Origin of the sequence: Streptomyces asoensis (genome assembly GCF_013085465.1) — a bacterium.
GTDB lineage: Bacteria > Actinomycetota > Actinomycetes > Streptomycetales > Streptomycetaceae > Streptomyces > Streptomyces cacaoi_A.
The window spans coordinates 7,776,187-7,792,108 of the sequence record NZ_CP049838.1 but is presented as its reverse complement, the minus strand read 5'-3'; the positions used below and the strand labels follow the sequence as shown (position 1 = coordinate 7,792,108).

At 69.6% G+C, this 15,922-nt stretch carries 11 protein-coding genes; 9 read left to right on the top strand and 2 right to left on the bottom strand.

Annotated features, from left to right (window positions below; all coding sequences use genetic code 11):
* Positions 1–346: 346 nt before the first annotated feature.
* Both G9272_RS34930 and G9272_RS34925 read right to left on the bottom strand, forming a co-directional pair.
* Positions 347–1,846: a cellulose-binding domain-containing protein gene (locus tag G9272_RS34930; protein WP_171400220.1), complete on the bottom strand. Its 1,500-nt coding sequence runs from the start codon at positions 1,844–1,846 to the stop codon at positions 347–349.
* Positions 1,847–2,137: 291 nt separating this feature from the next.
* Positions 2,138–3,457 (bottom strand): radical SAM protein, encoded by a 1,320-nt coding sequence (locus tag G9272_RS34925; RefSeq protein WP_171400219.1) that lies wholly within the window; start codon positions 3,455–3,457, stop codon positions 2,138–2,140.
* Between the two features lie 149 nt (positions 3,458–3,606).
* On the opposite strand from G9272_RS34925, the gene G9272_RS34920 reads away from it, so the two are divergent.
* The 9 genes from G9272_RS34920 (at position 3,607) to G9272_RS34880 (ending at position 15,843) form a co-directional block, all read left to right on the top strand.
* Positions 3,607–4,851, top strand: a complete 1,245-nt coding sequence (locus G9272_RS34920) for an FAD-binding protein (protein ID WP_171400218.1) — start codon at positions 3,607–3,609, stop codon at positions 4,849–4,851.
* Between the two features lie 151 nt (positions 4,852–5,002).
* Positions 5,003–6,256 carry an ROK family transcriptional regulator gene (locus G9272_RS34915; protein WP_171400217.1) on the top strand — a complete coding sequence of 418 codons (1,254 nt, stop codon included), beginning with the start codon at positions 5,003–5,005 and terminating at the stop codon, positions 6,254–6,256.
* Positions 6,257–7,118: 862 nt separating this feature from the next.
* Positions 7,119–8,375 carry an ABC transporter substrate-binding protein gene (locus G9272_RS34910; RefSeq protein ID WP_171402298.1) on the top strand — a complete coding sequence of 419 codons (1,257 nt, stop codon included), beginning with the start codon at positions 7,119–7,121 and terminating at the stop codon, positions 8,373–8,375.
* A 20-nt stretch (positions 8,376–8,395) separates the two neighbouring features.
* Positions 8,396–9,361 (top strand): carbohydrate ABC transporter permease, encoded by a 966-nt coding sequence (locus G9272_RS34905; RefSeq protein ID WP_171400216.1) that lies wholly within the window; start codon positions 8,396–8,398, stop codon positions 9,359–9,361.
* An 8-nt stretch (positions 9,362–9,369) separates the two neighbouring features.
* Complete coding sequence (locus G9272_RS34900) at positions 9,370–10,251, top strand: carbohydrate ABC transporter permease (RefSeq protein ID WP_171402297.1); 882 nt, start codon at positions 9,370–9,372, stop codon at positions 10,249–10,251.
* Positions 10,252–10,263: 12 nt separating this feature from the next.
* Positions 10,264–13,137: a glycoside hydrolase family 2 TIM barrel-domain containing protein gene (locus tag G9272_RS34895; protein WP_171400215.1), complete on the top strand. Its 2,874-nt coding sequence runs from the start codon at positions 10,264–10,266 to the stop codon at positions 13,135–13,137.
* Between the two features lie 101 nt (positions 13,138–13,238).
* Entirely contained in the window at positions 13,239–14,234 is a 996-nt protein-coding gene (locus G9272_RS34890) for an ABC transporter ATP-binding protein (protein WP_171400214.1), read from the top strand.
* Positions 14,234–15,037, top strand: a complete 804-nt coding sequence (locus G9272_RS34885) for an ABC transporter permease (RefSeq protein WP_171400213.1) — start codon at positions 14,234–14,236, stop codon at positions 15,035–15,037. The genes G9272_RS34890 and G9272_RS34885 overlap by 1 nt, the downstream gene beginning before the upstream one ends.
* A complete protein-coding gene (locus G9272_RS34880) occupies positions 15,037–15,843 on the top strand; it encodes an ABC transporter permease (RefSeq protein ID WP_171400212.1) in 807 nt (268 codons plus the stop codon). The genes G9272_RS34885 and G9272_RS34880 overlap by 1 nt, the downstream gene beginning before the upstream one ends.
* The last annotated feature ends 79 nt before the right edge of the window (positions 15,844–15,922 follow it).

The window sequence follows — 15,922 nt, the reverse complement described above, 5'->3', positions numbered from 1 at the left end:
ACAGCGCGGCCGTCGGCCCCGCTCAAAGCTCACTCAGGATAGGGGCGCAGGAAGCCGGTTGCCACCCAATTCCGGCCCACGCACCGAAGTCGCCGCGCGCGTGGCCGCCTGCGGCTGCGCCCGGGGGCCCAGCCGCAGGCGGCCCGGCCCCCGCGACCGTCGGGCGCGCCAGTTCCTGGTCACCGAAGAGGGGCGCGCCCACCTCGAAACGGGCCCAGCACCGCATCTCCCTCGCCGGGGCCCGCCTGTTCGCCGAAGCGGCGAGAGAAGAGAGAGGGGCGGGAAGCCCGCCCCTCTCTACGGCTTGCGCTCGGTTTCCGCCGACGGCCGGTTCAGCCGTCGTGCGTCAAGAGCTCGTGCACGTCTGCCCGTTGAGGGTGAAAGCGTACGGCGCGCTGTTCTTGTTCTGCCAGGAGGCGAGGAAACCGAAGGTGAGCGTGCCGTTCGCCGAGACGGACCTGTTGTAGTCGGCGGCGGTCGCGGTGACGCGTGAGCCGTTCTGGGCGAGGCTCGCGTCCCACATCTGGTCGACCTTCTGGCCGTCACGGAAGGACCAGGCCACACGCCAGGCGTCGAGCGTCACGGCGGTGGTGACGGTGACGGTGGCCTGGAAGCCGTCGGGCCACTGGTTGACGAGGTCGTACGTGACCTCGCAGGCCGCCGCGTCCTCGCTCCCCCCGGCACCGGCGGTGGCCGAGGAGGTGCCCTGGGGCTCGGGGTCGGGCTTCCCGGCGTCGTCGCCGCCCGGCGCCGAGGGCGTACCGCTCGCGGACGCCGCCGGGCGGGACGAGGACGGCGCGGCGGAGGTGGCAGGGTCCGCGGACGGCAGGACGGAGCCGGGGCCGGCCACCGGGCTGCTGTCCGCGGGGTTGCCCTGGGCGACGTTCTCGCCGCCGCTGCCGCCGCCGGTGTCGCCGGGCATCATCGACACGGCGAGCGCCACCACGGAGACCAGGACGGCGGTGGCGAGCATTCCGCCCCGCAGTACGCGCGCCCTGCTCGCGGCGACCTGTGCCGCCGCGCCCTCGGCGTCCGCCGCGTCCGGGCGTCCGGCGCCGAGGCGCACCTCGGCGGCCCGGCGGCGGCGCTCCAGGTAGGCGAGGCCGCCCCAGCCGATGACGCCCTGGGCCAGGGCGGCGGGCAGGCCGCCCCCGTGCAGCCGCAGACAGGCGGCGGCTTCCGCGCACTCCACACAGGTGGCGAGATGGCGGGAGAGGTCGGGGGGCGTGTCGGCGGCGGGCGAGCGGGTGACGGCGTCCAGGAGCCGGACGTAGCTGCGGCACTCCGCGTCCATCGGCGTGTCGAGATGGTTGCGGTGGCAGCGGTCCCGGAACAGTCCGCGGACCTGGTTCAGCTCCTCCACCGCGGCGGTCGGGTCGAGGCCCTGCCGGCGGACCACGGCATGCAGCGGCAGTGCCTCCACCTCCGCCAGCCACAGCAGAGCGGCGTCCGGTTCCTGCATGTCACGCAGTCCGCGCAGGGCGATGGGACGGCTCAGGGGCGGTCCGACGTACCGTGCGGCCTTGTCGGAGTTCAGCCACAGGCGCAGATCGGGGTCGAGTTTGTGGCCCTGTCCCCGAGCCTCCCAGGCGGCGGCCGTGGTGCGTACGGCGGTCAGCAGCAGCGGGATCCGGGGCAGCCGGGACGAGCGACGGCCGGCACCTCGTGCGGTACCGTCCTCGGCGGCGCGGGCCTCGCGTATGCCGAGTGCGAACGCCTCACGGGCCAGCTGGTTCGCCGCGGTCGAGCCGGACGTACACAGGTCGGCGTACGACAGGACGGCGTCCCAGCACTCGGAGAACAGCGCGGCCTCGGCGGCGTCCTTCGGGGTCGGCAGGTCGGGCATGAGTCTCCTGCATCCACAAGCGAGGTCAACTCACCATGACGGCAATGGAGTTGGGGGGAACCTCGCGGCAGGGGCAGAGCTTTTCACGTTTCCAACACAACTGACAAGCGCCCTGTTCAGATGTCATGTCAGGACAGCAGGACAGACAACGGAACGGGACGACGAGAAGGCGGCCGCGCCCGGTACTCCGGCCTCCAGTACGGACGCGGACCGCCCTGTGCTCAACACCGACGCCATGTTTCGACACCGGTTTCGGGGACTGTTTCGCGGACGGCGGGACCGTTGCGCGGACTATACGGTCGCCGAGTCCTCTGCCGGAAGGCTGTCCATGAAGGAACTCACGGAGAACACCGCGCGGCCGGGTCCGGGCAGTCCGTAGCCGGGAGGCGAGGAGAGACCGAACTCGTCCATGGTGGCGCGGTAGGCCTCCAGCAGCCGGATGTGGTACTCCAGCGGCGCACCCTGCGGGTTGGCCTTGCCCAGCGGGGTGGTGGGTTCCGGGCACCAGGTGGTGAAGCGCGGCGTGATGCCCTGCGACATGAAGAAACGCAGGCCCTCCGTGGTGGAGGCGATGGCCTCGTCGACGGTGGTGAAACCGAACGGCTCGGCCATCTCCACCCCGGCGACGAAGTTGGGGATCACGTTGCGCGCGCCGAAGATCTCCGCCGAGTCGAGGATCCGCTTGTGCCACTCGTCGCGGCCGACATAGCGCTCCTTGCCCGGGCAGTACAGCTCGAACAGACGGCGGTCCCACACTTCGTAGTTGGGGTGGTAGATCTGCACCCCGTAGTCCTTGAAGCGCTGCACGTCGTCACGGGGCAGCGCCTGGGCGACGACCTTGCCGATCCAGCGGCCCGGGAAACGCTCCTCGATGGCCTTGGCGTAGTGACCGTAGAAGTCGGCCTCGTCCCGCCCGGCGACGGTCTTGGTGATCGCGCCGCCGGTGAGGGTGTAGGCGGTGGACGCCTTCTGGGTGTCGTACCGGTCGATGATCTCCAGGGCTTCGAGGACCTCCTCGACGTCCTTCACGCCCGTGTACGGCCGGCCGGCCGCCTTGTGCTGGCGCCAGTTGTGGTTGATGTCGCAGTACTGGCACTCCTCCTTGGCGCCGAAGTACTGACACACCCGGAAAACGGTCAGATAGATCAGGTAACCCCACTGGATGGTCGGGGCGACCTCCATGACGGACTTCCCGTTGGAGAGCTTGTGCCGGTAGTACTCGGGCATCGGCGGCACGCCGACGTCGGCGATGCGCTTTCCGTCGAGGTAGAGCCCGAGCAGACCTTCGCCGTCCGCCGCGACGCGGTACGGGGAGGACGGATTCACCCGGACCGAGACGACCGTCCGCCGCAGGTCGTACGGGCCTCCCGTGAGGATGATCTCCTCCGGCGGGCGACGCAGCGCGGCCTCGCCCAGCTCGGGCAGGGTGCCGTGGTCGAAGGAGAAGATGAAGTAGGACTTCGGTTTGACCTCGCCCGACTCGTTGTCGCTCAGCGCGGAGGGATCGAAGGCCACACCTCCACGCAGCAGGTCCTCCTTGAAGACGGCCTCCCGCGGAACATGCGGAAACCGCTCCATCAGATCCTCGACCAGCGCGGTACGGCTGCCCATCCCTCTCTCCTCCCGGTTCAGGCGTACGACTCCTCACGGTATGCCCCCGGCGAAGCGGAGGTGGGGGCGGGGGCCTCGTGTTGCGGGCAGGGTAGGTTCCACCTGGGAATTCCGGGTTCTCGATCTCCTCGGGAGGGGCGAGCAGTCGCATGACCGAAACCGTTACCAACTGGGCCGGCAACATCACCTTCGCCGCCAAGGAACTGCACCGTCCGCACTCCCTCGACGCGCTCCGCTCGCTCGTGGCGGGAAGCGGGCGGGTGCGGGTGCTGGGCAGCGGGCACTCGTTCAACGAGATCGCCGAGCCCGGCGGCGACGGGGTACTGCTGTCGCTGGGCGCGCTGGCCGGTGAGGTCGACGTCGACACGGCGGCCAGGACCGTGCGGGTCGCCGGCGGCGTCCGGTACGCCGAACTGGCGCGCCGCGTGCACGAGCGCGGGCTCGCGCTGCCGAACATGGCCTCCTTGCCGCACATCTCGGTCGCCGGGTCGGTGGCGACCGGTACGCACGGGTCGGGGGTCGGCAACGGCTCGCTCGCCTCGGCCGTACGGGAGGTGGAGATCGTCACCGCCGACGGCTCGACCGTCGTCATCGGGCGCGGCGACCGGCGGTTCGGCGGGGCCGTCACCTCGCTGGGCGCTCTCGGCGTGGTCACCGCGCTCGTCCTCGATCTCCAGCCCGGCTATGGGGTCGAGCAGCATCTGTTCACCGAACTTCCCCTGGACGGGCTGGACTTCGAGACCGTCGCGGCGGCCGCGTACAGCGTCAGCCTGTTCACCGACTGGGGCGCGCCCGGCTTCCGGCAGGTGTGGCTGAAACGGCGTACGGACGAGCCCCTCGCCGACTTCCCGTGGGCGACGCCGGCCGGGGAGGCGCTGCATCCGGTACCGGGGATGCCGGCGGTCAACTGCACCGAGCAGTTCGGGGTGCCGGGGCCGTGGCACGAGCGGCTGCCGCATTTCCGGGCGGAGTTCACCCCGAGCAGCGGGAACGAGCTACAGAGCGAGTATCTGCTGGCGCGCCGGCATGCCACCGAGGCGCTGTATGCGATCGACGGTATCCGGCAGACAGTCGCCCCCGTGCTCCAGGTCTGCGAGGTGCGCACGGTGGCCGCCGACGAGCAGTGGCTGAGCCCCTCCTACGGGCGGGACACCGTGGCGCTGCACTTCACCTGGGTCGAGGACACGGCGGCCGTGCTCCCGGTGGTGCGGGCGGTGGAAGCCGCGCTGGAGCCCTTCGAGCCGCGGCCGCACTGGGGCAAGGTGTTCGAGATGCCGGCCGACGTGGTGCGCGGGCGGTATCCCCGGATCGACGACTTCACGGCCCTGGCGCGGGTGCTGGATCCGGCCGGAAAGTTCACCAACGCCTTCGTGCGGGACTTCCTGGCGGGCTGAGTACGCGCGGCCTCCGGCGACTTTATAAAGCCCCTTTCCTAACCCCTTGTCGAACGGTTCGGCAGCCCATAACCTGGCGCGGCGCCGGTGCCGTCGCAGTGCGGGCCCGCCCGGCACGGAACGGCACGGAAGGGATGAGGGGGCACGCTGCATGAAGCGCGGCACATCACGGGACATCCGCACCGCGAACCGCTACGAGGTGCTGCGTCAGATCATCGCCGCCTCGCCCACCTCCCGGCAGGAGCTCGCGGCCGCGACCGGTCTCTCGCTCGCCACCGTCGCCACCCTCGTCGGCGAGCTGCTCGACCTCCGCATGATCACCGAGGTCGGGTTCGAGGACTCGGCGGGTGGCCGCCCCCGGGGCCTCGTGGCCGTCAACGCGTCGGGGGGCGCGTTGATCGGCGTGGACATCGCGGAAACCTACGTCCATGTCGAGCTCTTCGACCTCGCGCTGAACGTGCTGGCCCGCGCCGAGGAGAACATGCGCCCCGGCGAGAGTCGCCCCGAGCAGGTGGTCGGCCATGTCGCCGCGGCCGCCGGTTCGGTGGTCGCGCAGGCCGGGGTCGAGGCCGCCCGGGTGCTCGGCGTCGGGGTGAGCGTGCCGGGGCAGGTGGACCGTGCCACCGGCATCTCCGAGTACGCGCCCAACTGGGACTGGCACGACGTGCCGTTGCTCGACCTGCTCTCCGAACACATCGCGTATCCCCTGTACTTGGACAACCCGCTGCGCGCGGGCGCGGTCGCCGAGCTGTGGTTCGGGGCGGCCCGCGGGCACGGGGACGCCGTGGTGGTCAACCTGGGCACGGGAGTCGGGGCCGGCCTGGTCCTCGGCGGCGGGCTGCACCGGGGCGTCAGCAACAGCGCCGGCGAGTGGGGGCACACCACGCTGGTGCTCGACGGGCGGCTGTGCCGCTGCGGCAACCACGGCTGCGTGGAGACGTACGTCGGCGCGCCCGGCATCATGCAGAACCTGCGTGAACTCAGCCCGCGGAGCCCGCTGTTGCATCCCGACGACCAGACCGCCACCATCGACGCCCTGGCCGCCGGGGTCGCCGCGAACGACCCGGTCGCCGTCAAGGTCGTCCGCGACACCGCCCGCTACCTCGGCGCGGGCATCGCCAACCTGGTCAACGTGCTCAACCCCGAGGTGGTCGTCCTGAGCAGCTGGGTCGCCGCCCGGCTCGGCGAACCCCTCCTCGACGAGGTGCGGGAGGCCGTCGCCCGGCACGCGCTGAAACGGCCGCTGGCCGCCAACCGGATCGTCCTCTCCCCGATCCCCACCGACCCGGCCTGTCTGGGCGCGGCGACATTCGCGCTCGAAGGGGCGTTGCAGTCGGTGGGGCAGAGAAACGCGAAGCGAGCCGTTTTCGCCGGTGCGAGGAGCCGTACCGCACCGCCCGCATGAACCATGCGGAACCGCACCACCTTCACGACGACGGAAGGGATGCAGTGTTACGCGCACCGACAGCGACGTACGTCCGCTGCCCGAGGAGAACCGAGGAAACCGGGCGATTCGTTTGCCGCAACGGAGCACTTGCCGGAAACCGCTCTCACAAACCGCTGCCCGCCGACGCGGCCGGCGGCGCGGTCGGCGGCCCGGTCGGCGGCCCGGTCGGCGGCCCGGTCCACGGCTCCGGCATCCCCGCGCGGGCGGCAGCGAGCAGCAGTCCTGTCGCGCACGACGCGAAGGGGGAGCCCAGGGACGCAGCCGAGCGTCCACCGGCCGGGGACCGGGAGCCGGGGACCGGGGCCGGAAGCCGGAAGCCGAGGGCCGGAAGCCGAAGGCGAAGCCGAAGAAGCCGTCGCGCACGCCGGTGACGACCCCCCGCACCGGTTGCCGAGCGTCGGCGGACAACTCGTCGGCCGGACGGACGGCGAGTGCCCCGCCGTCGGCGACCGGACGGTCGTCGACGGCCCGGAAGTGATCCTCCACGGCCGCACCGGCAAGGTCGACGAGGCCTTGACCAGGCAATAGCCGTCCGGGATCGCCCTACTGACCGAGGGCCGCCGGCCCTGACACCGGCGGCCCTCAACCCTCCTGTCGCGCGCCCGCATTACCCCTGCGGCAACCGCTCCACACCCTTTGCCGACACCCCTCCCGTTCGCCATTCCGAACCGATCACAACGCTTCGAACAGACTTCGTCCAACCCCTTGCCGAAGGCTTAGCCGAAGGTTAACGTCCCGCTCCGCGACAGGAATTGAGCCACCTGCGCCGAGCCACAGAGCCGTAGCCGTACTTCGAGACAAGGACGTCGCCATGTCGGCAATGAGCAACAGCAACTGGTCCCGCAGGTCCCTCTTCCGAGCCGCCGCGGGCATGGCCGCCGCCGGCACGCTCGCCGCCTGCGGCGGCAACAACGGCCGCGGTGGCGGCTCCGGTTCGGGTGTCAACCTCACGCAGTACTTCCACGCGTACGGCGAGGCGGGCACCGAGCAGGCCATCAAGAAGTACGCGAAGGCCTACGACAAGGCCGCCGTGACCACGCAGTGGATCACCAGTGCCGACTTCGAGAGCAAGCTCTTCGCGACCCTGCTCACCAAGAACGCGCCCGACCTCTTCGAGTTCCACCCGCAGATCCAGCTGATCAAGAGCGGTCAGGTGGCGGACCTGACCGACATCGTCACGCCGGTCAAGGACGACTTCAACCCGGCCGACATCAAGTCGCACACGGTGGACGGCAAGATCTACGGCGTCCGTATGATCGACGACCCGCAGTTCTTCTTCTACCGCAAGTCGATGCTGGAGAAGGCCAAGGTCGAGGTGCCGACCACGCTCGACGAACTGGCGGAGGCCGCCGCCAAGCTCACCACCGGCAAGGTCAAGGGCCTGTACATGGGCAACGACCTGCACAACGTCATCGACACGATGATCTGGTCGGCCGGCGCCGACCACCTCACCGAAAAGAACGAGATCGCCTACCACACCCCCGGCGTCATCGAGGGCCTGAAGAAGATGCGCAAGCTGTTCACCAGCGGCGACCTCCTCCTCGGCGCTCCGACCGAGTCCTGGGACCCCTCCTCGCTCAACCAGGGCCTGTGTGCCATCCAGTTCTGCGGCATGTGGGCGATGCCGGGGATCCAGGCCGCACTCGGCGACGACTGGGGGGTCTTCCCCTTCCCGAAGACCATCGACTCGGGCAAGCAGTCGGTCTACAACGGCGGCTGGTCGATGTTCGTCAACGCCAAGGGCGAGAACGTCGAAGCGGCCAAGGAATACGTCAAGTGGCTGTGGATCGACCAGAAGAAGTACCAGGAGGAATGGGCCACCGACTTCGGCTTCCACATTCCGCCGCGCACCTCGCTCGCGCAGACCGCCACCAAGCTCAAGTCGGGCAACGCCGCCGAAGGCGTCCGGCTCTTCAACGAGTTCGGGCACTTCGACAACATCGGCTGGACGCAGGCCATGCGCACCTCGCTCGAGGACGTCTTCGCCAACAGCGTCCGCAAGGACATGGACCCGGAGGCCGCGCTCGACAAGGCCGACACGGCCGTCAACCGCGAACTCAAGAAGCTGTTCGGATAGGCCGCGGGACGGAACACGACATGTCGACGACCAAGACGCGCGACCTCGCGCGCCCCGCCGCGGCGAAGGCCACACCGGCCAGGCCGCGGCGGGCTCTGCGGGGCAGCCCCACCTTCAACTTCTGGCTCTTCACGGGGCCGTTCCTCATCGGCCTGGCGATCTTCGTCTACGCGCCGATCCTCTGGAGCCTCTGGCTCAGCTTCTTCGAGGCCCGCTTCACGGTCACGCCCGACAAGTTCGTCGGCTTCGAGAACTACACGTACATGCTGACGAACGACGACTTCGTCGGCTCGCTCGGCACCTTCACGGCGTTCGCCGCGTTCATCGTGCCCACCACCTGGGCGCTCTCACTGAGCCTGGCCCTGCTCGTGAACCGGCTGCGCTTCATGCGCGCGTTCTTCCGCTCGGTCTTCTTCCTGCCGACCGCGTGCAGTTACGTGGCCGCCTCGCTGATCTGGAAGATGTCCATCTTCAGCGGCGTCCGCTTCGGCATGATGAACACGGTCCTCGGCTGGTTCGGGGTCGAGAACATCGCCTGGCTGGCCGACCCCAGTCCGCCCTGGTACTGGTTCGTCATCGTCACCGCACGGCTGTGGCTCCAGTCCGGCTTCTACATGATCCTGTTCCTGGCCGCGCTCCAGAACATCCCGGGCGAGCTGTACGAGGCCGCCGCCATCGACGGCGCCAAGCCGGGCTGGCAGACCTTCCGGTACATCACCCTGCCCCAGCTGCGCGCCACGTCCACCGCGGTGATCCTGCTGCTGCTCATCGCCGCGTACCAGGCCTTCGACGAGTTCTACAACCTGCTGTCGAAGACCACGTGGGGTCGTCCGCCCCTCGTCGAGCTGTACTACAAGGCCCTGGGAGAGAGCCAGGACTACGGTTCCGGCAGCGCGGGCGCGGTCATCCTGACCGTGCTGATCTGCGCCGTGACCCTGCTCCAGGGCAAGTTCATGGGCTTCGGAAGGGGGGAGGAGTCCAAGTGACCACCACGATGCCCGAGGTACGGGAACCCGCGCCGTCGTCGGACAAGCCCCGCCGCGCAGGTCGCGGCGGCGTGATGAGCTCCACCGGCCTCTATGTCGCCACCGGCGTCGCGGGCTTCTTCTTCCTCATCCCGTTCTATCTGCTGATCCGCAACGCCCTCTCCACCGACGCCGAGATCACCGGAGAGAACTGGAAGTTCTTCCCCACGGACATCCAGTGGGGCAACGTCAGCGAACTCTTCACCGACGAGACGGTGCCGTTCGGCCAGTCCCTGTGGAACTCCGCGGTGGTGGCCACCCTGCACACGGTCGGCGTCCTGCTGGTGTGCTCCCTCGCGGGCTACGGTCTCGCCCGCATCCCCTACCGGCACGCCAACAAGGTCTTCTACGCCGTCCTGGGCACCCTGATGGTCCCGACGGCGGTCACCTTCGTCCCGAGCTTCGTCCTGGTGTCGTCGCTCGGCTGGGTGGACACCTACCGGGGTCTCATCATTCCGGGCCTGTTCAGTGGTTTCACCTGCTTCCTGTTCCGGCAGTACTTCCTGGGGTTCCCCAAGGAGCTGGAGGAGGCGGCGCGGGTGGACGGACTGGGCTACTGGGGTGCGTACTGGCGCATCGTGGTGCCCAACTCGCTGAACTTCTTCGCGGCGATGGCGACCATCACCTTCATCAACGGCTGGAACTCCTTCCTGTGGCCGCTGGTCATCGGCCAGGACCCGGGTTCGTGGACCGTTCAGGTCGCGCTCTCCAACTACATGACCAACCAGACCGTCGTCTTCCATCTGATCTTCATGGCCACCGCCTTTTCCATCCTGCCCCTGGTGTTCGTGTTCCTCTTCCTCCAGCGCTGGCTGGTCCAGGGGATCGCACAGACAGGCATCAAGGGCTGACCTAGGAGACCGATGACCTTCCGCACCACGGCCGCCGACTACGTCGAGAACGTCTCGCCGGGCAGCGGGGCCCTGCCGCCCCGCGCCCGGTACGCCTCGTCGGACGCGAAGTCACTCTCACTCAACGGAAGTTGGCGACTGCGTGTGTCGGCGACCGCCGACGCCGAGGACGACTCGTTCGCCGAAGACGGTTACGACGCCGGAGGCTGGGCCGAGGTCGCGGTGCCGGGTCACTGGGTCCTCCAGGGCGACGGGGCTTTCGGCTCGCCCGTCTACACCAACCATCTCTACCCCTTCCCGGTCGACCCGCCCCGGGTGCCGACCGAGAACCCCACCGGCGACCACCTGAAGGTCTTCGACCTGCCCGAGGGATGGCCCGACGTTTCCGAAGGCGGTTTCGTTCTCCGTTTCGACGGCGTGGAGTCCTGCGCCCGTGCCTGGCTGAACGGCAGGGACATCGGCGAGTTCAAGGGCTCGCGGGTGCCGCACGAGTTCGCGGTGGGGCACCTGCTCAGGCCGACGGGCAACGTCCTCGCGGTCCGGGTCCACCAGTGGTCGGCGGGCTCGTACCTGGAGGACCAGGACCAGTGGTGGCTGCCCGGCATCTTCCGTGACGTCACCCTGCTGCACCGCCCGGCGGGCAGCGTGCTCGACTTCTTCGTGCACGCCTCCTACGACCATGTCACCGGTGAGGGCACCCTGCGCGTCGACTCCGATGTCGACGGGCGGGTGTCCGTGCCGGCTCTGGACATCGATGTCGAGACCGGGGAAGCGGTTACGGTACCGGTTGAGCCGTGGACGGCGGAGACGCCCGCGCTGTACGACGGTGAACTGGTGACGGAGGGCGAGCGGGTGCCCCTGCGCATCGGTTTCCGTACCGTCGAGCTCGCGGACGGCCTGATCAAGGTCAACGGCCGGCCGATCCTCTTCAAGGGCGTCAACCGGCACGAGTGGCACCCCGAGACGGGCCGGGCCCTCGACCTGGAGACGATGCGCGCGGACGTGCTGCTGATGAAGCGGCACAACATCAACGCCGTCCGCACCTCGCACTACCCGCCCCACCCGGCCTTCCTCGACCTGTGCGACGAGTACGGGCTGTGGGTGATCGACGAGTGCGACCTGGAGACCCACGGCTTCGTCGAGCAGGACTGGCGGGACAACCCCGTCGACGACGACCGCTGGACCCCCGCGCTCCTCGACCGTGCCGCCCGCATGGTCGAACGCGACAAGAACCACCCGTCGGTCGTCATCTGGTCCCTCGGCAACGAGGCCGGCACAGGGCGCGGTCTCACCGCGATGGCCGAGTGGATCCGCGACCGTGACGACTCGCGCCTCGTGCACTACGAAGGCGACATCGACTGCCGCGACACGGACGTCTATTCGCGCATGTACGCCTTCCACGACGAGGTGGAGCGGATAGGCAAGGGGCTGGACGGCGGCACCCACAGGCGACGCCAACTGCCCTTCATCCTCTGCGAGTACGCCCACGCCATGGGCAACGGACCGGGCGGACTTGCCGACTACCAGCGGATCTTCGAGGCGCACGAACGCCTCCAGGGCGCCTTCGTCTGGGAGTGGATCGACCACGGCATCAAGCACCCCGAGCTGGGCTACGCCTACGGCGGCGACTTCGGCGAGGAGCTGCACGACGGCAACTTCGTCTGCGACGGTCTGGTCTTCCCGGACCGGAAGCCGTCGCCGGGCCTGGTCGAGTACAAGAAGGTGATCGAGCCGGTCCGTATCGCGGGCGACGGCACGGGCGGGACCGTGCGGGTCACCAACGCGTACGACTTCTCGGACCTCTCCCATCTGGCGTTCGAGTTCTCCCACCAGGTGGACGGGCTTCCCACCGGCGCGAGGGAACTCACGGTCGGGCCCCTCGCCCCCGGGCAGTCGACCGAGATCAAGCTCCCGGCCGGCCCCGACGGTCACGGCGCCGAGGTCCAGTGGACGGTCCGCGCACTGCTCGCCGAGGACACCCCGTGGGCGCCCCAGGGTCATACGGTGGCGTGGGGCCAGGAGACCGTCGCCCCACGCGCACCCGTGACCGTCGCCGCGTCGGCGGGTCCCGTCGCCGGTGAGCGCCTGATCACGCTCGGCCCCGGTGTCTTCGACGCCCGTACCGGCGAACCGAGGACGATCGGCGGCGTCGACGTGACCGGGCTGCGACTGGATGTGTGGCGGGCGCCGACCGACAACGACGACGGCGCGTCCTGGCAGGACGACACGCGCTACGGCGTGCTGTGGCGCTCGTACGGTCTGCATCGCATGCGGCACCGCCTGGACGGCGTCGAGTCGGGTGACGACGCGCTGACCGTACGGACCCGGGTGGCACCGGCCGCCCGGGAGGCGGGCCTGCGCACCGTGTACCGCTGGACGTCCGACGGGACACGGCTGAAGCTGACCGTCTCCGTGCGACCCGACGGCAACTGGACGGTGCCGCTGCCCAGGATCGGCATCCGCTTCGGGCTGGCGTCCTCCGCGGGACACGCCCAGTGGTTCGGCGGTGGTCCCGGCGAGGCCTACCCGGACACCGGCGCCGCGGCCATGCTCGGCCAGTGGGACGGGAGCATCGAGGAGATGCAGACCCCGTACCTGCGCCCGCAGGAGAACGGCGCCCGGGCCGACGTCCGCTGGGCGGAGCTCGGCGGACTGCGGATCGAGGGCGACCCGGAGTTCTGGTTCTCCGCGCGGCGCTGGACGAACGAGCAGCTGGACGCGGCGCGGCACCTGACCGACCTCACACCCGGCGACACGGTCTGGGTCAACCTCGACCACGGCCAGCACGGCATCGGCTCCCAGTCGTGCGGCCCGGGCCCGCTCCCGCGGTACTTCCTGAACGCCGAACCCGTCGAGTTCTCCTTCGTCTTCTCGGGGATCGATTAATCGATTGACCATTTGATCGACATTCCGACACGGTGATGGCGTCTCCCGCGGCCGGCCGGCTCCCCCAGCCGGCCGGCCGCGCTTCACTGGAGGTTGAACAAGTGATCGGCAGCATCGAGGTGCGCGACCTCTCCCGCACCTTCCACACCACCGTCCGCCGACCCGGCCTCGCCGGCGGCCTGCGCTCCCTGGTCAACCCGGAGCGGGTCGCCAAGCACGCCGTCTGCGACATCACCTTCGACGTGGCCGCCGGCGAACTCCTCGCCCTGCTCGGCCCCAACGGCGCCGGCAAGTCCACCACCATCAAGATGCTCACCGGCATCCTCACCCCCACCTCCGGCGAGGCACGCGTCGCCGGCGTCGTGCCGTACCGGGAACGGGAACGCAACGCCCGCAACATCGGCGCCGTGTTCGGGCAGCGCACACAGCTGTGGTGGGACCTCCCGGTGCGCGAGTCGTTCGCGATCCTGCGGGACATCTACGAGGTGCCGAAAACCGAACACACAGTCCGGCTACGGGAGTTCGACAATCTGCTCGACCTGTCCTCCTTCTGGGACACCCGTGTACGCCACCTCTCCCTCGGCCAGCGCGTGCGCTGCGACCTCGCGGCGGCGCTGCTCCACGACCCACCCGTCGTCTTCCTCGACGAGCCGACGATCGGGATGGACGTGGTGGTGAAGGAACAGGTCCGCGAGTTCCTGCGCCACCAGGTCGAACAGCGGGGCCGGACGGTCCTGTTGACCACGCACGACATGACGGAGGTCGAGCGGCTCGCCGAGCGCGTGGTGCTGATCAACCACGGACGGCTGGTCCTGGACGGCACCCTCGACGAGATCCGCCGCAAGTTCGGCTCGACATGGCAGGTGCGGGCCACCCTCGCCGACCCGCACGCCGAGGTCGTGGCTCTGCCCGGAATCGCGGTGCTGCGCCACGACGGCTCCCGCGTGGTGTTCGGACCGGACGGACCCGGCGCGCCGACGGTGCACCAGGCGCTGAAGTCGGTCATCGAACGGTACGAGGTCACCGACATCGCCCTCGACGAGGCCGAGTTGGAAGACGTGATGCGCGCCGCGTACGTGCAGGCCGGGGACGCGTGATGGCGGTCCTGCACGCCTGGCGCACGGCCCGTGTCACCCCGCTCGGCGAGTTGCACACCCCGCCCCGGATGACCGCAGCCCTGCTGCGACTGGCCGTCCAGGTGGTGCTGGTGGCATCGCTGTGGCACGGCCTGTACGCCCACACGGGAACCACCGCCGGGATGACCCGCGACCAGGCGGTCACCTATGCCGTGCTCGCCGTACTGGCCTCTCGACTACGGGAGTTGGACCAGTACGCGGCCCGGGACACCGTGATCCAGCACATGCACTTCGGCACCATCGTCTACTGGTACCTGCGCCCGTTGTCGCCCCAGCGCTACTACGCCCTGCGGGCACTGGGCGAGCAACTGTACGGTCTGGCCTGGGCGTTGACCGGCTTCGCCGTCTGCCTCGCTGCCGGAGTGGTGGAGCCGCCCGGGTCGGCCGCCGTGGCGGGGGCGTTCGCACTGAGCCTCCTGCTCGGCCAGTGGATCCTGTACTACGTCATGCTGGCCATCGACCAGCTGTGTTTCTTCACCCTGCGCAACAACGCGGCGATGCTCATTCTGATCTTCGCGCAGAACCTGCTGTCCGGGGTGTACGCGCCGCTGTGGTTCTTCCCCGACTGGTTCGTCACGATGAGCGGTTTCCTGCCGTTCCAGGCCACGCTGAGCGTTCCGCTGTCGCTCTACGTCGGTCGCATCCCGCTGTCGGACGCCGTTCCCGCGCTGCTGGTGCAGGCAGCCTGGGTGGCGGTGCTGGCCCTGTTCACCCGGCTGGTGTGGCGACTCGCCGCCCGCCAGGTCATCTCCCAAGGAGGCTGATGCCCTTGAAAGCCGTACGCCTCGCATGGCGCATCACACGTCTCAACTTCCGCGCCCAGCTGGAATACCGTTCCGAGTTCCTGATGATGGTCGCGATCGGCGCCGTCTGGCAGGTCTCGGTGATCGTGTTCGCGACCGTGCTGCTGACCCGCTTCAGCGGGATGGGCGGCTGGGACAGCTCGGACGTACTGCTCATCCCGGCGACCCGGATGCTCGCCCACGGTCTGTTCGTCCTCTTCCTGGGACGCATGCACGGAATCGGTTACTTCATCCAGGAAGGCCAGATCGACGTCTGCCTGGTGCGGCCCCTGCCGGTGCATCTCCAGGTCCAGCTGCGCGTGTTTCCCACCAACGCCATCGGCGATCTGACCGTCGCCGTGGGACTGATGGTGGCGGCACTCGGCCGCAGTCACCTCGACTGGAGCGCGGGCCGGATCTCGTACCTGGTCGCGGCCGTGCTCGGCGGCATGCTGCTGGAGGCCGCCCTGTTCACGGCGGTCGCCTCCGCCGCTCTGCGTTTCCCGACCGCCGACTACTGGGGCCGCTGGCTGGAGGAACTCCTCGGCACGTTCGGCAGCTACCCGCTCAACGTGCTGCCCAAGGCGGTGGGCGGCCTCCTGACGTACGGCCTCCCCCTCGCGTTCGTCGCGTACTTCCCGGCCGCCGTCCTCACCGGCCACGGCCACAGCACCGGAGTCCCCTACTGGCTGGCGGCAGCCTCACCGGTGCTGGGCCTGCTGGCGTACCTCGGCTCGCGGCTGCTGTGGCGGTGGAGTCTGGGGCACTACACGGGGGTGAACGGGTGACCGGACACCGCCGGGTGCGAGCCGGGCACGCCGGATGGGGGCTGGACTCCGACGGGGCGGGGGCCGGCCACCGCCGGGT